The sequence below is a fragment of the Planctomycetota bacterium genome (assembly GCA_018242585.1).
Classification (GTDB): Bacteria; Planctomycetota; Planctomycetia; order Pirellulales; family PNKZ01; genus JAFEBQ01.
The window spans coordinates 20157-37145 of the sequence record JAFEBQ010000004.1 but is presented as its reverse complement, the minus strand read 5'-3'; the positions used below and the strand labels follow the sequence as shown (position 1 = coordinate 37145).

At 63.6% G+C, this 16989-nt stretch carries 9 protein-coding genes; 2 read left to right on the top strand and 7 right to left on the bottom strand.

The genetic code is table 11. The annotated features are described in order from the left end of the window. Nucleotides 1–273 precede the first annotated feature (273 nt). From JSS27_01905 to JSS27_01895, 3 genes are all read right to left on the bottom strand, one after another. Nucleotides 274–441 (bottom strand): hypothetical protein, encoded by a 168-nt coding sequence (locus JSS27_01905; GenBank protein MBS0207685.1) that lies wholly within the window; start codon nucleotides 439–441, stop codon nucleotides 274–276. Between the two features lie 51 nt (nucleotides 442–492). Continuing rightward, complete coding sequence (locus JSS27_01900; GenBank protein MBS0207684.1) at nucleotides 493–1872, bottom strand: DUF1501 domain-containing protein; 1380 nt, start codon at nucleotides 1870–1872, stop codon at nucleotides 493–495. Between the two features lie 61 nt (nucleotides 1873–1933). After that, a complete protein-coding gene (locus tag JSS27_01895) occupies nucleotides 1934–5335 on the bottom strand; it encodes a PSD1 domain-containing protein (protein ID MBS0207683.1) in 3402 nt (1133 codons plus the stop codon). Between the two features lie 309 nt (nucleotides 5336–5644). Here JSS27_01895 and JSS27_01890 point away from each other — a divergent pair, with 309 nt between their 5' ends. Together JSS27_01890 and malQ are read left to right on the top strand one after the other, a co-directional pair. Then, complete coding sequence (locus JSS27_01890; GenBank protein MBS0207682.1) at nucleotides 5645–9997, top strand: HEAT repeat domain-containing protein; 4353 nt, start codon at nucleotides 5645–5647, stop codon at nucleotides 9995–9997. A 68-nt stretch (nucleotides 9998–10065) separates the two neighbouring features. Continuing rightward, nucleotides 10066–11892 (top strand): 4-alpha-glucanotransferase, encoded by a 1827-nt coding sequence (gene malQ / locus JSS27_01885; protein ID MBS0207681.1) that lies wholly within the window; start codon nucleotides 10066–10068, stop codon nucleotides 11890–11892. A gap of 38 nt (nucleotides 11893–11930) precedes the next feature. On the opposite strand, the gene JSS27_01880 is transcribed toward malQ, so the two are convergent. From JSS27_01880 to JSS27_01865, 4 genes are all read right to left on the bottom strand, one after another. Next, nucleotides 11931–13064, bottom strand: a complete 1134-nt coding sequence (locus JSS27_01880) for a hypothetical protein (protein MBS0207680.1) — start codon at nucleotides 13062–13064, stop codon at nucleotides 11931–11933. A gap of 201 nt (nucleotides 13065–13265) precedes the next feature. Next, entirely contained in the window at nucleotides 13266–13616 is a 351-nt protein-coding gene (locus JSS27_01875) for a hypothetical protein (protein ID MBS0207679.1), read from the bottom strand. Nucleotides 13617–13746: 130 nt separating this feature from the next. After that, nucleotides 13747–14094: a P-II family nitrogen regulator gene (locus JSS27_01870; GenBank protein ID MBS0207678.1), complete on the bottom strand. Its 348-nt coding sequence runs from the start codon at nucleotides 14092–14094 to the stop codon at nucleotides 13747–13749. A gap of 72 nt (nucleotides 14095–14166) precedes the next feature. Continuing rightward, nucleotides 14167–16872 carry a zinc-dependent metalloprotease gene (locus tag JSS27_01865; protein MBS0207677.1) on the bottom strand — a complete coding sequence of 902 codons (2706 nt, stop codon included), beginning with the start codon at nucleotides 16870–16872 and terminating at the stop codon, nucleotides 14167–14169. Between the last annotated feature and the right edge of the window lie 117 nt (nucleotides 16873–16989).

Sequence of the window (16989 nt, the reverse complement as noted above, 5' to 3'; positions counted from 1 at the left end):
GCCAAGGACGTTACGCCAATCGTCGCATCGAGACTTTAGCCCCCGGCGAGCCGCCGGGGGCCGAACAACGGTGCGCCATCCATCAGAACGGGTGCCATGCTCAAGGCCCCCAAGGCTTGAGCATGTCGTTGTGGCGATTCGCATGCTCAAGTCTGCTGACTTGAGCATGGCACCCGCTATGGTCTTTTCATTTGAGGTCAGTTTCGTAGGTCAGGCCTTGGCCTGACATGGTTGTGGCCACCATTCGTCAGGCCAAGGCCTGACCTACGGGTACTACTGCTTCTGTTTCGACAGCATCTTCGCGGCCTCGGTCCCTGGCTTTTTTTTCGCGCACTCGGCGCACAGCCAGGGCTGCGGCTTGAGCTGGCCGGTGCGTGGCTCTTTGGTGCTGCCGATCAAGGTCAGACCGCACTTCCGGCATTTGAGAATGAACGTGTCCATGCGGGAATTGTAGCGGGCGGAAACTCGGGCAGATCAATACAAACATTCCGGTTATGCCAAAATCCCTTTCACTACTTCCCCATGCACGTCGGTCAGGCGCATGTCGCGGCCGCCAAAGCGGTACGTGCTTCGCTTGTGGTCGAGCCCCAGCAAGTGGAGCATCGTGGCGTGCAGATCGTGGACCTCGACCTTGTTCTCGACCGCGTAATAGCCATAGTCGTCGGTCGCGCCGTAGACCGTTCCTCCCTTGATCCCGCCGCCGGCCAGCCACATGGTGAAGCCGAACGGGTTGTGATCGCGCCCGTCGCTCCCCTGGGCCATCGGCGTGCGGCCGAACTCGCCACCCCAGATTACCAGCGTGCTGTCCAGCAGGCCGCGAGACTTCAGATCCTTGAGCAAGGCCGCGACGGGCTTGTCGGTCTGGCGGGCGTTTTGCTCGTGTCCGTCGCGCAATTTGCCGTGCTGGTCCCAGCGGTCGCCGTTGATCCGCGGAGGTAGCAGCTCGATGAACCGGACGCCGCGCTCGACCAGCCGCCGCGCCATCAGGCATTGCCGCCCGAATTGCTCGGTCTCTTTTTCGTCCAGCCCGTATAGCTTGTGCGTGGCCTCGCTTTCGCCGCCGAGGTCGACCAGCTCGGGCACGGTGGTTTGCATTTTGAAAGCCAACTCGTAGTTGGCCAGCGCCGCTTCGACCTCATCATTGTGCCCGGTGGCGGAGAGTAGATTACGATTCATCCGCGCGGCCAGGGCCAGCTTGCGCCGCTGCAAGTCGTCGCTTGTCTCGTCGCGCTTCAGGTCCGCAACCGGGTGCGCGTTGGCGTGGAAGAACGAACCCTGATAGCTGGCCGGCAGAAAGCCGCTGTTGAACAGATCGGCGCCGCCGGGGGGAATCTGCGCGCAATCGAGTACGACAAAGCCGGGCAAGTTCTGGCACTCGCTCCCCAGGCCGTAGGTGACCCAGGCTCCCATGCTGGGCCGCCCTTGCAGACCGGAGCCCGAGTGCATGAAGTAATTCGCGGCGGTGTGCTCCGAAAAGTTCGAGACCATCGACCGCACGATGGCCATCTCGTCGACGCACTCGGCCACGTGGGGGAACAGATCGCTGACCATCGTGCCGCACTGGCCGCGCGGCTTGAACTCCCACGGCGACTTGAGCACCTTGCCCACGTTGTTGAACTGGGTGGGGGGCGTCTTCATTTTGATCGGCTCGCCGTGCTCCTTTTCGAGCCGCGGCTTGTAGTCGAACGTGTCGACCTGCGACGGGCCGCCGTCCATGAACAGGAAAATGACATTTTTGGCCTTGGCCGCAAAGTGGGGTTTGCGCGGCAGGTTCGGTCCCTTGGTCGGCGCGCCGTCGGCGGCCAGTCCCCATTCATCGAGCAGCGCCGCGAGCGCGACCGCGCCAAAGCCATTGGCGCAGCGCGCGAGCATCTCGCGCCGCGAAACAGGGGCTCGGTGAAAGCGTCCGCAGTGGGTCGACATACTGGTTCCGTTACGGGACAAAGACAAATTCGCTGGCGTTCAACAAGGCATGGGCCAGATCGCCCCACACGGCCGCGTCTTGTGGGCCACCGGAGGGTGTCGAGTTGGCGGCCACGAACTCGAGGGCGGCTTGCAATTCGTCGGGCGTGGCCGGCCGGGCAAAGGCCGCCAGGTACATCTGGTTCACACGCCGGGCCGGGTCGCTGGGCTCGTCGGTCAGCGCGCGGCGGGCCCAACGCTCGGCCTGATCGATGACCAGCGGGTTGTTCATCATGGCCAATGCCTGGGCCGGCACGTGCGAGACGCTGCGCCGCCCGACAGTCGAGAAGGGCTGCGGCGCGTCGAACGCCAGGAACATCGGATTCAGAAAGTTGCGCCGCACGGCAAGATAAATGCTGCGCCGGCCAGCGCCATCCAACGGCCCGCTGCTCGAGGGGCGGCCGCGACCGATCATGAAATCGTTCAAGTGCGCCGCCACGCTCGGGCCATACATCGTGCTGTCCAGGCGGCCCGAGATCACGAGCAGCGCGTCGCGAATCGACTCAGCTTCCAGGCGCTTGACCGGCACGTGATGCCACAGCCGATTGTCAGGATCGGCCGCCAATGATTTGGCGTTGGGCGTGCTGCTTAAACGGTAGGTGTGCGACAGGGCGATCTGTCGCAAGGCCCGCTTGATCGACCAGCCGTGGGCCATGAAATCATGGGCCAGCCAGTCGAGCAGTTCGGCGTGCGACGGCGACTGACCCATGTGGCCAAAGTCGTCGGGCGTGCGGGCCAGCCCTTCGCCGTACATCCAGCGCCACAGTCGATTGACGATCACCCGCGCGACCAGCGGATTGTATGTGTCGGTCAATTGCTCGGCCAGGAACAAACGTCCGCTTGATTGCCTGGTGTTCGCGGGCGTGTCTTGGCTGATCGCTTGAATAAATCGCCGCTCGGCGCGAGGGCCGCGGCTCTTGGGATTGCCGCGAATGTAAATCGGCGCGTCGGCGGGCGTCCCCTCGGTCATCGCCAGCGCGAACTGCGGACGCTTCAACTCGGCTTCGCGAGCCCGATAGGATTGCCAGAGCTTCTGCACGTTCGCGGCTGCCGCGGTCGGCGATTCGGTCAGCTTGCCAGCCGGCGTCTGACTCAGCAGCCAATCGAGCAGCGCGCCTTGCGCGGCAATTTGCGTCGAATCGTCCAGCACGTCGCGCCGCCAGGCATCGAGCGCCGCCAGCGCCGCGGTCCGATACCGCGTGGCCAATTCTTCGAGCGAACGGGGCGGTTCGCTCCCCAGCAAATCGGCAACCGTCGTCCGCAGCGGTGGCGCGGCATGGTCCGATTGCACGATCCGTTCGAGCGACAGCCAGCCGACGCCCCCGTAGATGTTTTCCAGCGGCACATCGGCGGCCAGCACCTTGCCGTACAGGGCGATCGTTGTGGCCGAGGGCAATGGATCGGCGGGGTCTTGCGGGGCGATGTCCTGGAACTCGAAATAGGCCCGATGCCCGCGCCACATTTTGACGTCGAACGTCATCCATCGCGGCTTGTCGGTGGCGATCGGTCGGGTCAAGCCACCGTAGATCGGCGAGCGAATCAGCTCGAAGCCGTCGACCACCAGCCGCACGCGCGTCTGCCAGCCCGCGACCAAAACGTGGATCTTGTCGCGCTCGATCGTAAAGTCGGGCGTCTGTAGCGAACCTTGCAAGCGTTTCGACGCGCTGGCGGTGTTCAGCGTCAGTCGCGGCGACACGGCCGTGATCGGCTGCGACGCCAGGTTTCCCAGTTGGAAATCGCCGGGCCGGCTCGGACCTGCGGCGAACGCCGAGCCGTACACTTTCCAACCCGTGGGGAGTGGTCGGTGCCAATCGAGCAGTTCGATGTTGTCTTTCAGATCACCCGGCGGCGTTGGCTTGGTGAACACCTTCCAGACCGTGGCAAGGGCCGCTTCGTCGATCGGCTTGTTCTCCTTCAACAGCGCGGCCCAAGGGTAGAGCGGGTGATCGGCGCTGCGGGCTTCGCTGAACTGCCAGCGCCATTCGCCCGGTGCCGGCGGAATAGCCCCGGCGGGGCTGGCGGCGGCCGATTGCTCGGCACGCACGGCGTCGAGTAATGCCCGATCGAGTTGCTCGAATTGGGGCCGTACCGCCTCGGCCACGGCGACGCGCAGCGCCGGTTTCAAGCCGGCCAACTCGGCCAGCAGTTTTTCGTTCTTGGCCGGCGCGCACGTATCGACCTGGCTGAATCGCGAGCTGCGCAGGATGCCAAACAGAGCGTAGTAGTCGCTCGCCCGTAGCGCGTCGAACTTGTGATCGTGACAGCGGGCGCACGCGACCGTGAGCCCGAGGAACGTCTTGCTCAGCACGTCGATTTGGTTATCGATGCGCTCGGCCTCGGCTTGCCACAGATCGACCGGCGAATGAGTCTGCTCGCCGAACCAAAAGAAACCCGTGCCGCGGATCGACTCGTTCGCGCCATCGGCCAAGCGCCGCGGCTCGGGCAGCAAATCGCCGGCGACTTGCTCGCGAATAAACTGATCGTAGGGCAAATCGGCATTGAGCGCGCGAATGACATAGTCGCGATACCGCCAGGCGTGAGGGATGTCAAAGTCGAACTCGTGGCCGTAGGTTTCCGCGTACCGGGCCAGATCGAGCCAATGGCGGGCAAAGCGCTCGCCATAGCGCGGCGAGGCGAGTAAGCGATCGACGACGTGTTCGTAAGCCTGCGGCGATGTATCGGCCGCGAAGGCTTCGACCTCGGCCACCGTCGGCGGCAAGCCAGTCAGCGCGAACGTCACGCGTCGCAGCCAGGCCGAGCGCTCGGCGTCGCTGGCGGTCGACAGGCCGGCTTGTTCCAGGCGGGTCAAGACGAAACGATCGATCGGCGTCGCACACCACGCCGCGTTGCGCACGGCCGGCGGTTCAAACCGTCCGATCGGCTTGAACGACCAGAAGTCGGCCCGTTCGGCCCAGTTGATCTCGCCGGTCGGTTTGCCCGCGCCGGCGGTGGCAGCTTCGGCGGGCCAGTATGCTCCGTCGCGCACCCACTGGGTTAGGGCTTCGATCTCACCGGGTTTCAACTTCCCCTTGGGCGGCATCTGGTACAGCTCGCCATAGTTGACGGCCGAGACCAGATAGCCTTCGTCGGGCTTGCCCGGCACGACGGCCGCCCCCGAGTCGCCGCCAGCGAGCAAAGCAGCGCGCGAGTCGACGCGCAGGCCGCCTTTTTGTTTCTCGGCGCCGTGACAGCCTTGGCAGTTCTCGACCAGCACCGGCCGGACGCGGCGCTCGAAGAACTCGCGCTGGGCGGCTTCGTCGGGCGCTGCGGCGCGCGGTGAATCGGCCGCGGCTGATGCATCGACCGGCGCGCCCCAGGCCCGAGAGGCCAAGGCGACCAGCAGCGCGAGAATCAACCAGGAGTCACGCGGCATCGCGAACATTCCAAACCAGAGTAGGAGCACATCACGGGGCAGGGGACGGCCCCAGACGGGCCGCAGGCGGGATCAACCTATTCTCCCCGGCCGGGGGTGAAATCACAACCGGTTTTTAATCCGAGGCTCGCCACGGCCCGAGGCCGTAGGCTATGATATTGGCTCGTTACGCGGGGGCTGGGATCGAAGATTCCGGCCTCGGCCACGAACGCATTGTCCGATCGGTCGCTTGCTTGCGATTTGCAGCGCTCGCGCCGGTTTCCCACCTCGACAACCCCGTCTGTTCGTTTCGTTTACCGCGAGGATTGCATGACCACGCCCGGTTTGTTGTTGCGCTCGATGGCGCTCGTGGCTTTGATGTTCTGCTCGTCGTTGGTTTGGGCCGCCGATGAGCCTGCGTCGCGGCGGTTGGAACTACAGCCGAATGACCACGTTTGCATCATTGGCAATACGCTGGCCGAGCGGATGCAGTACTTCGGCAACTTCGAGACGATGCTCCATCTGCGCTTTCCGCAACATCAACTGGTGGTCCGCGATCTGGGCTGGAGCGCCGACGAGTTGACCTTGCGGCCACGGTCGAAGGATTTCGACGACCACGGGCATCGCCTGGGGGACCATCAGGCCGACGTGGTAATCGCGATGTTCGGCTTCGATGAATCGTTCGCCGGGCCGGAAGGACTGGCCAAGTTCGAGGCCGATCTCGAGAAGTTCATCACCGAAACTATCACGACCAAGTACAACGGCCGCGCGACGGCGCGATTGGCGCTGATCTCTCCCATTGCGCACGAGAACTTGAACCTTGCCGAGCTGCCCGACGGCTCGGCCGATAACAAGAACCTGGAATTATACACGGCCAGTATGCAACGCGTGGCCGAGAAGCATGGCGTGCCGTTCGTCGATTTGTTCCACCCGACGCAAACCGAAATGGCCAAGCCGAAGCGGAAGAGCCATTGGACGATCAATGGGGTGCATCTGAACGAGAAGGGGGACTTTTACGTCGCCCAGATGATCGACACCGGTTTGTTCGGCCCGCGCACCGGCAAGGTGGCCGACCCCGAATTGATCATCCGCTTGCAGGCCGAGGTGAACGAGAAGAACACACAGTTCTTCTTCGACTACCGGGCCGTGAACGGCTTTTACATTTATGGCGGCCGGAAGAACCCGTTCGGCGTGGTCAACTTTCCGGCCGAGTTCGCCAAGCTGCGCAAGATGATCGCCAATCGCGACCAGCGCGTTTGGGCCGTGGCCCAAGGCAAGTCGGTCCCCGACAAGATCGATGACAGCAACACCGGCGCGTTCACCCCGATCGAGACGAATTACAAGAACGAGGTCGCGCTGACCACGCCCGAGCAGTCACGCCAGAAGATGGAACTGGCCGAAGGGTTCCAAGTGAACCTGTTCGCGTCGGAAGTCGAGTTCCCCGACCTGGAAAAGCCGGTGCAAATGGCGTTCGACGCGCGGGGCCGGCTGTGGGTTTGCACGATGAATAGCTATCCGATGTACCTGCCCGGTACGCCGCCGAACGATCGGATTCTGATTCTGGAAGACACCAACGGGGACGGTCGCGCCGACAAATGCACGACGTTCGCCGACAAGCTGCACCTGCCCACCGGCATGGAGTTCGGCAAGCACGGCGTCTACGTCGCCCAGCAACCGAACATGATGTTCCTGCAAGACACCGACGGCGACGACCGTGCCGACGTGCGCGAGCTGGTGTTGCACGGCTTTGACTCGGCCGACTCGCACCACTCGATCAGCGCGTTTGTCTATGACCCGGGCGGGGCGCTCTACTTCGAGGAAGGGACGTTCCACCACACCCAGGTCGAAACGCCTTACGGCCCGCGCCGCTGTGCCAATGCCGGCGTGTTCCGTTGGGAGCCGCGGACCTGGAAGTTCGACGTCTTTGTCTCGTACGGCTTTGCCAACCCGTGGGGACATTGCTTCGACGCTTGGGGGCAAGATTTCGTGGCCGATGCGTCGGGCGGGGCGAACTACTTTGCGGCCGCGTTTTCGGGCGACGTCGACTATCCGAACAAGCACGGCGGACTGAAGCAGTTCTTGCAGAAGCAATGGCGGCCGACGTCGGGCTGTGAACTGGTGTCGAGCAAGCACTTCCCTGAAGAGAACCAGGGGAACTATCTGCTGAACAACTGCATCGGCTTTCAGGGGGTGCTGCAGTACAAGATGCGCGACGACGGCTCGGGCTTTGCCGCCGATCCGGTCGATCCGCTGCTGCGTTCCAGCGACCCGAACTTCCGGCCGGTCGATCTTGAGTTCGGGCCGGACGGGGCGTTGTACGTCGTCGATTGGTACAACCCGCTGGTCGGGCACATGCAGCACTCGGTTCGCGACCCGAACCGCGATCACACCCACGGCCGTGTCTGGCGAATCACCCACAAGTCGCGCCCGCTGTCGAAGCCGGCCAAAATTGCCGGCGAACCGATCGCGGCGTTGCTCGATTTGCTCAAGCAATACGAAGACCGGGTTCGCTACCGGGCCCGCATTGAACTGGGTAATCGCCCGACCGCCGACGTGATCGCGGCGCTCGATGTCTGGGTCGATCGGCTCGACAAGAGCGATGCGAACTACGAGCACAACCTGCTCGAAGCCTTGTGGATTCGTCAGTGGCACGACCGGGTCGACGAAGAGCACCTGCGGCGGATGCTGAAGTCGAGCGACTATCGCGCTCGGGCGGCGGCAACGCGCGTGCTGTGCTATTGGCGCGATCGGGTCGCCTCGCCGGTCGAGACGTTGCGCAAGCTGGCCAACGACGAGCACCCGCGCGTGCGGCTCGAAGCGATCCGCGCGTTGAGCTTCTTCCGCACGCCCGAGGCGTTGGCCGCCGCGTGCGAATCGCTGCTTTATCCTCAGGATGAGTACCTGGTCTACACGCTGAAGGAGACGACCAACACGTTGGAGCGGCGGATCAAGGAGAAGAATCCACAGTACAGCGTGGCCGCGCCGGTCAGCAAGTTGCTGGCTTCGGGTCGCGCTCAAGCGGATCAGACCGCGGCGTTGATCGACGTGATTTGCCAGCGCGGCAATGCCGATGAGCTGGCCACGGTGTTCCAGGCGGCTGTCTCGTCGAAGTCCGATGACGCCTCGCGAGAGCGCATCTTCAATCAATTGGCCGACACCGCCCAGACGCGCAAGGTGAAGCCGGCCGGCGATCTGTCGCCGCTGGGGCAGTTTGTCTCGAACCGCGAGGGACGCAAGGTGCCGACGGCGCTGCGGGCTGTTTCGATCAAGCTGGCTTCGCTGTGGCGAGTGTCGTCGATCACCGGTGAGTTGGCCCACTCGGCGCTCGACGCCGGGGCCGAAGTGCCGCTGCGCAAGGCGGCGATCGAAGGGTTGATTCTGCTTGGTGGCAAGTCGAACCGTGACGCGCTCGAACAGTTGACCGCGGCCAGTCAGCCGATGCCGATTCGCATCTTGGCGGCCGGCGGGTTGGTGAAGCTCGACGTCAAGCTGGCGGCTCGTCACGCCGCCGATATCTTTGCCCAGGCGACCACCAAGGACGATACCAGCGGCATGCTGGCCGCGTTTTTGAATCAGCGCGGTGGCGCCGACGCGCTGGGCGCGGCTCTGCGTGACCAGAAACTGAATGTTGACGTGGCCAAGCTGGCGCTGCGGTACATGTACTCAGTCGGTCGCAGCGACGCCGACTTGTCGGCGGTGCTCAGCTCAGCCGCCGGCATCGCTTCGGACCCGCCGCCGCCAACGCCGGAAGAAGTGTCGCGACTGGTGGCCGAGGTGAGCGCCCGCGGCGATGCCAAACGTGGCGAACAGGTCTTCCGCCGCGCGGACCTGAGCTGCACCAAGTGTCACAGCTTGAACAAGGCCGGCGGCGATATTGGTCCCGAGTTGACCACGGTTGGCGCGGTTTCGCCGGTTGATTACGTGATCAATTCCATCCTGCAGCCGGACTTGGCGATCAAGGAGCAGTACCTGACCCGGATCATTCAAACCAACTCGGGCGAGGTACATACCGGCATCGTGGCCAGCCGCGATAACCTGCGAGTACTATTGAAAGAAGCCTCGGGCCAGGTGGTCAGTATTCCGACCGCCGATATCGACGAAGAGGCGGAAGGCAAATCGCTGATGCCCAAGGGGCTGGCCAAGTTCCTCACGCACGATGAATTGATCGACCTGGTCAAGTTCATCTCGGAGCTGGGCAAGCCGGGACCATACGCTTTGCGCTCGACGCCGATCGTCCAGCGCTGGCGCGTGATGGAAGTCACCCGGGGCAAGCTGAAGGACGAAGCGCCCAGCGCCAAGAACTTGGGCAGCCAGGTGTTGAACGCCCCGGCCGACAAGTGGAAGACGGTCTATGCTTTGTTCTCGGGCGAGTTGCCCTTGGCCGAGGCGGCCAGCGGAACCGAACCGGCGGCGTATTATCTGCTGGGCGAGTTCAATTTGGTCCAGGCGGGGGTGGTGCGCGTCGATGTCGAGGCGCCGGCCGGCTTCACCGTCTACCTGGACGATACGTTGATGGAAAACAAAAAGGCCTTTTCGCAGCGCATCCAATCGACCGGCAAGCACAAGATCACCGTGCGCGTGCCGGCGGTCGCCAAGGCCGGTGATCCGCTCGGCGCGGTGCGGGTGAAGATCACCAAGCCCGCCGATTCGGCGGCCCAGTACGACGTGGTCGGCGGTCCCTAGTCGCGCCGATCGAGAGCTTCACAACCCGATGAGGGCCGAGCGCGCAGCGCGCCCGGCGGTTTCGCGCTATGGATACGGATGCTTGGGGCGTCGTCAGTTCCTACATCGACACCACGGGGCAATGGCATCAGATCAGCGACGAATCGCGCCAGGCGTTGCACCGGACGATGGGTCTGGCCGATGGCCAGCCGCCGCCGAGCGATGACCCGGTGCGCGTGATTCGGTCCGGCAACTCGACTGACATGCAGCGCAAAGGGCGCTTGCGGCTCGAAAACGGCGACGACTGGCACGTCGAGTATTGGATCCCGGGCGACGTGCCGCTGGGCTATCACACGTTCTATCCCGAGGGAAGCGACGCAACGGTTCGCGTGATCGTCGCGCCGCACGAGTGCCGCTTACCCGAGCGGATGTGGGGTTGGGCGGCGCAGCTCTATTCGATGCGCTCGCGGCAAAGCTGGGGCTTCGGCGATCTGGCCGACCTGCGGCGGATTGCCGATTGGGCCAAGGGGCTCGGCGCCGGTTGCGTGATGGTCAATCCGATCTCGGGCGTGGCGCCGATCGATTCGCAGCAGCCCAGTCCCTATTCACCGGCCAGCCGGCGGTTTCGCAATCCACTCTATTTGCGCGTCGAGGACGTGCCTGGCGCCGCGGCGCTCGGCGCGGAGCTGGAACCGTTGATTGCGGCGGGGCGCGCGCTCAATGTCGGCGAACGGCTTGACCGGGACGCGGTCTGGCGGGTGAAGAACGGGGCGCTCGAAAAAATCTGGGCGCGCGGCGTCAACGACGAAGGCTTCGCCAAGTATCGCGCCGAGTTGGGGCGCGGGCTTGAAGAATGGGGCGCGTTCTGCGCACTGGCCGAGCGGCACGGCGGCGACTGGCGGCGCTGGCCCGAGCAGTATCGCCGCGCCGAGAGCGTGCGTTTGGAAAGCTGGCCGGCGGCCGAGCGCCGCCGAGCCGAATACCACATGTGGCTGCAATGGCTCGTCGATGAGCAACTGCGGGCCGCGTCGCAACGAATCGCGATCATTCACGATTTGCCGATTGGCTTTGACCCCGGCGGTTGCGACGCCTGGGTCTGGCAGGACACGCTGGCACGCAACGTCAGCGTCGGTTCGCCGCCCGACATGTACAACACCGACGGTCAGAATTGGGGCCTGCCGCCGCTGGTGCCCCACCGACTGCGCGCGGCGGGATACGAACCGTTGATCCAGACGTTTCGTGCCGCGCTGCGTCACGCCGGCGGGCTGCGCATCGACCATGTGATGGGGCTGATGCGGCTGTTCTGGATTCCCTATGGTATGCACGGCAGCCAGGGGGGCTATGTCCGTTATCGCGCCGACGAAACGCTGGCCATCTTGGCGCTCGAAAGTCATCGAGCCGGCGCGTTCGTCGTGGGCGAAGACCTGGGGACGGTCGAGCCAGGCACTCGCGAACTGCTGCAAAGCCAGAACATTCTTTCCTACCGGCTATTGTGGTGGGAGCCGCAACCGACGCGCGAGTATCCGTACCGCGCAATGGTGGCCGCGTCGACCCACGACTTGCCGACGCTGGCCGGAGTGTGGACCGGCGAGGATCTGGCCGCCCAGCAGCGGGCCGGCATCAAGGTCCATGTCGAAGGGATGCACGAATTGCGCCGCCGGTTGGAGTACCTTTGCGGGCTGAGTGGCGACGCACCGGTCGCCGACGTGATCGAGCGAGTTTACGCCAATCTGGCCCAGGCGCCGTCGCTGATCCTGAACGCCACGCTCGAAGACGCCATCGGCACGTCGATGCGGATCAACATTCCCGGCACGGTCAACGAATGGCCCAACTGGTGCATGCCGTTCCCAGGCGGGATTGAAGCGCTCGAATCGTCGCAACTGGCGCACAAGATCGCGGCCGTGATGAAGCGCTAGGCTATGCGCCGCGCGAGTCGTGGAAGGCATGCACCCATTTAGCGCGTGATGCCGATCGCGCCCGAAAAACCGAGCAGACCAAAGCCGCCGGCGTCGTTGTTGCGATTCAACGCTGGGGTGAACAAATTGGCGACGGGGGTTGGCGCGAAGTTGCCGACTCCTTGCCAGTATTGCGCTTCAACGGTGGTACGGACGAAGAACTCGCCGCCGCGCGGCAAACGAATCTTCCACTGTGGTCCCAGGCTCAATTCCCAAATTGAGGCGAAGACGCTATTCAGTTCCCGGTTGCCATTGATATAGCTTCCGGTAATGTCCGCGGTATTATCGCGCTGGTTGCCGTACAACAACGACCCACGCCCCGCGCCATAGATGGACCAGCGGCCGTTTGAGGTCACGGCCCGCTCGGCTTGGAATCCGGCGGTGGGCCCAAGGCCATAATACGAGATCGAAGCTTGGGTATTCACGAAGGCGCCACCGATCGCCTGGCTTTGCTGATTCGATTGGGCATAGCGCACGCCGCCGAAGCCCTGCAGACGCCAAGAGCGGAAATCAACTTGTTGGGTCAGTTCCAGGTCATAGGTTCGCAGCGCGATCACTGCGTTTTGAATAAAGTTGCCAGGAGCCGCTCCGGCCAATACGCCGAAGTCGCTGGATGCCGTGTTGTAGTAATCGAAAAAACGGAATCGCGCCCCCAGCCCGTTCGCACCGACATAGCCCACCCAAAGCCGCGGAGCGGCGACGTAGTTGTACTGCAGTTGTGGATAGGTTGTCATGGTGGACGGAACGGCGGCTGGGACCGCTGTCGAATCGACGTTCGGCGCCCCGTTTGCGGAATAGAACGGCTTGAAGAAGACCGCTTCGGCGCCGGCGACGATGCCTCCGGTGCGGCAGCCGCAATTGAAAAAGTCGCGGCCGACGATGGGTTCGCAGGCCGGCGACGGCGTGCAACCTTCCTCGACCGGAACTGGCGGGTCAAAGGTGGCCGCCGCGGTGAGCGTCGCCCGCGAGGCGGCGCGCAACTGTTCGATCTCGGCTTCGAGCGCGGCCAGACGCTGGTTGACCGACGCATCGCCGGTCACCATTGCCAACTCGGCGTCATCGGCTCCAGCCGGCGTCGTCACGCAAAGCACCGCGACCAGGACGGCCAGGCGAACGGACCAGGAGTGCAACATGGCAATCACGCCAAAAGATTACAGACCACGCGCGCAAGAAAACGCACGTCTAGTTTCGACGTGAAAGCAGGGCACGCCCCAGTTTCCTTCGGCAACTGTGTAAGAATTCGCCAGGATTGCCCAGGTCGAACCCGGATGTCGACACGCACCACGCAAATGGCCAGCTAGCATCGCCAGTCGGGTCGTCCGAAAAAAGGCAACCTACGAAGCTGGCACAACGGCCAGCGCACCGAGATTGGCGTGGAATTGCCCGCGGCTGATGACTTGGCAACCGGCTTGCTCGGCTGCGGCCAGCAAGGCCGTCTTCACGTGCGGCCCATAGCCGATGATCTCGGCCGCCGGCGCAATGTCGCGAACCGTCCGCACCACGCCGGCGATGTCGAGCCCCGGCGTGTCGAGATCGACGATCACGCGCGCGGTGTCCGGAGGCATTTGCGCAGCCAAGTCCTGCCAATCGCGAATCGTGACGAGTTTGGTCCCAGCTTGCCGCGCGGCCACATCGACGGCCGAAAAGCCCAGCAAGTCAGCTGAGATGAAGACGAGAGAAGGCATGGGGGAAGTGATGAATGATGAGTGCGGAATGATGAATACAGAACGGCCGTGATATAGGCCCCAAAAGAAAAATGCACAAAGGGGAAGCGCCAGACGAGTAGATGATAACCACTCATCACTCATCACTTCCTCACACCGCTTCAAATCCTTCCAGGCCGTCGCTGACGCGGATCACGCGCTCGGCCGCGACGACGAACACTTTGCCGTCCCCGATCGCCCCCTCGTGCCCGGTGCGGGTGACGGCTTGGATCGTTTCGAGCGTGCGGTCGAGAAAGTCGTCGTTGATGACGATTTCCACGCTGACCTTGCGGAGCAGATTGGTCCGGTACTCGTTGCCCCGGTACATCTCGGTGCGGCCCCGCTGCCGGGCGTAGCCCTGCGCGTCGCAGACCGTCATCCGGGTGACGCCAATCTTTTCCAGCGCGTCGCGCAGCGCGTCCAACTTGGTCGGTTGTACGACCGCCATCACCAGTTTCATCGTAGCCGGCTCCTCGTCGGGCGGCCGGCCAGCGCTTCGCACCCGGCCAGCCCCCTCCGAATGCACGTTATGCTACGGACGGCTGATCGTCAATCGGGCGTCCAGAACCTTGTCGATGCGCTCGGCGCTTTCTTGCAAGTGAGCCTTGGTATAGGCGTCGAGCTTCTCTTCCTTGGTCACGATGTCGTTCATCCGCCCGGCCAGCGCCGACAACTGGGCATAGGCCACCGACTGGCAATCTTCCGGCGCGCCGCTTTGCCCCAAGGCAATCGTCGACAGCCGCTTCAGATAAATCCGCTGCAAGTTGCGACGCAGGCTGCTGATGGCCGGCTTGCGAGTGGTATAGGGGCCCGCCGGCAGGGCGTTCAGCTCGGCGAACACCGCCTTGGTCAACCGCTCGATCAACTCGGCGGTGGTCAGCGCGTCCTGGTCGGCCGGAACCTTCAACTCGGCGTCGTGCAGCCGTTCGAGCGTCAGCGAAGACAGCAACTGGTCGAGCACGCGCGACTGCCACATGGCGATCACCTCGTGTACGGCGTAATCGCTGCGCGTCGGCTCGCGAACGCCCCAGTGGCTCCAGTGCGTCGTCGCCAGGTGTCCGTAAAGTTCGGGCGGGAAGTTGAATGGCTTGTCGCTAAGCACGGCTTGCTCGATCAGGCCCAGGGCTTCACGCTGCTTGGCCACCGAAATCACCTCCACGGGGGCCGGCGCTTTGGCGTCGCCCTTGTGCGAACGCGAAATCGACAGGCCGCCGACCAGTCGCGCGGTAAAGAACGTCGCTTGGCCGTAGTTCGACAGTAACACGCCAAAGGCCTGGCGAGCGCGCTGATAGCCGTCGCCGTCCTTGGTCACCTTGTCGACGATGCCAGGCCACAACTCGCCCACCAGTTGCGTGCGCATCTTGGCGAACGCCACCGGGTCGTTGCCCAGGTCGAAGCGATTCGAATACGGGTCCGGGTCGATCCCACGGGTGTCTTCATCGGTGGCATAGGCCAGGGCCGGCTCGCCACTGCGAGCGGCAATCTTCTTCAATTCGGCCACTTCCCCCTCGGTGCCGCCGGGCAGTGCCTTGTAGCCGTACTCGATCGCCCACATGTCGTACGGGCCGACGGTGGTCGAGTAGTAGTCACCTTGCGTCATTTCCTTGGGGACCAGGTTGGCCGGCGAGTAATCCATGACCGAAGCGACGATGCCCGTCGCCTGGGTCTTGCTCTTGTCGTTCATGTCCTTCAACGAGTAGAGCGTGCTGGCCTTGAAGTTGTGCCGCAGGCCGAGCGTGTGCCCGACTTCGTGCATGGTCACTTCCTTCAACCCTTGGGCGATCAGCTTCTCGGTCTCCTTGGCCGCGCTGGCGCCGACGCCCAGCCGCGCCACGATGCTCGATGCGCCGAGCGCCAGTTGGCTGGACATGCCATTGTGCAGGTGGCACTGGCACAGGAAGCCGTGGCGTTGTCCCGGCGGGACGTTGCGCAGTTGTTCTTCATAGCTGGCAATGTCCAGCGGGCCGCCGGTCAGGGCGGCAATCGACGCCGGCGTGAATGTTTCGTACTCGCGCTTCCAGTGCTGGACAAAGTCGGCGTCGAAGATGATGTCGGCGTCGAGAATCTGCCCGGTCAGTGGGTTCACGCGCGACGGGCCCATCGCAAAACCGGCGCTCGCCGTGATCCAGCGGAAGGTGTTGTAGTTGATGTCTTCGGGATGCCAGTCGGCGTTATCTGGCTGTTGGCGAACTTCGATGGCGTTCGAGAAGCCGGCCCGTTCAAAGGCCTTGTTCCATTCCATGATCCCTTCGCGGATGGCCGCGCGGTACTGATAGGGAACGGTCTTTTCCAGCCAGAAGACGATCGGCTTCTTCGGCGGCGAAAGTTCGGCGGTCGTGTCGGCCTTTTGCAGATCCCAACGATTGATCAGCCGGACGAAGCGGTCCTGGTCGTTCTTCAGCGAATAGTCCTTGATCGCCGTCAGGAAGTAGCCCACCCGGTCGTCGGCGTGCCGCGGCTGGTAGCCAGTCTCGGGCAACAGGCTGATCGAGTAGTGGACGTTGATCGAGACGCCGCGGCTGTCGGCCACGGTGTCGAACTCGCGGCCGCCGGACGAGGCGTAGGTCGCGGCCACTTCGAGTTCGACATTGTCCTTCATGCCCAGCACCGAGGCCCAGGTCGACTTGGGGGACGAAAAGGCAAAGCCAGGCATGATCATGCCAAACTGCGGCAGGTCCGACATGAAGATCGACGTCAGATCGATCACCACGCCGCCATTCGGCCCCACGGTCATGATCGGCTGCGAAAACAGCACGCTGTCGGTATAGGCCAGCGAAACGGCCTTTTCTTCGGGCGTCCCCTTGGCCGCGCGGAAACGGACGTTGCGGCGGACGACCTGAATGTTGTCGTCGACCTTGCGGAACTGCCACAGCCAATCATCGCCAAAGCCCCAAGTCATGCCGCCCAGCAGCGGGGCCTCGCCGATGCCGCGGGCAATCGAGGTCAACACGATGAAGTCTTTGTTCAACTGTGACGTCGCCAACTCGGCGTAGAGCTTCGTTTCCTTCTGGTACAACTTGACCAGGCCGTCGATCGCTTTGAAATCCTTCAAGACTTCGGCGTGAGGCGGATACTTCGGCTTGACGGCGGTTGAAGTGGTGGTGGTCGCCGTGGTCGTCGTCGTGGCCGGGGTGGTCGTGGCACCGTCAGCTTTGACCTTGTCGGCCGGAGCTTCCTCGGCCCGGGCGGCGACCGGAATCGCGAAACAACCCAGGGCCAGCAAGGCCGGAGCAACCATCGAGTGCAGACGACGAGCGTAGTAAGTCATTGGTTAAAACCCTTGGCGGGAAGTGCGGTATGCGGCCCGATGCGGAAGACTGGAGAGCTGCGGTAGGTACGACCTGCCCCCTGGCTT

What these genes read in the sequence shown, in the direction of transcription:
- JSS27_01905 (MBS0207685.1), bottom strand. Translation starts at nt 441, where the DNA reads ATGGACACGTTCATTCTCAAATGCCGGAAGTGCGGTCTGACCTTGATC.
- JSS27_01900 (MBS0207684.1), bottom strand. Translation starts at nt 1,872, where the DNA reads ATGCTCGCGCGCTGCGCCAATGGCTTTGGCGCGGTCGCGCTCGCGGCG.
- JSS27_01895 (MBS0207683.1), bottom strand. Translation starts at nt 5,335, where the DNA reads ATGCCGCGTGACTCCTGGTTGATTCTCGCGCTGCTGGTCGCCTTGGCC.
- JSS27_01890 (MBS0207682.1), top strand. Translation starts at nt 5,645, where the DNA reads ATGACCACGCCCGGTTTGTTGTTGCGCTCGATGGCGCTCGTGGCTTTG.
- malQ (MBS0207681.1), top strand. Translation starts at nt 10,066, where the DNA reads ATGGATACGGATGCTTGGGGCGTCGTCAGTTCCTACATCGACACCACG.
- JSS27_01880 (MBS0207680.1), bottom strand. Translation starts at nt 13,064, where the DNA reads ATGTTGCACTCCTGGTCCGTTCGCCTGGCCGTCCTGGTCGCGGTGCTT.
- JSS27_01875 (MBS0207679.1), bottom strand. Translation starts at nt 13,616, where the DNA reads ATGCCTTCTCTCGTCTTCATCTCAGCTGACTTGCTGGGCTTTTCGGCC.
- JSS27_01870 (MBS0207678.1), bottom strand. Translation starts at nt 14,094, where the DNA reads ATGAAACTGGTGATGGCGGTCGTACAACCGACCAAGTTGGACGCGCTG.
- JSS27_01865 (MBS0207677.1), bottom strand. Translation starts at nt 16,872, where the DNA reads ATGGTTGCTCCGGCCTTGCTGGCCCTGGGTTGTTTCGCGATTCCGGTC.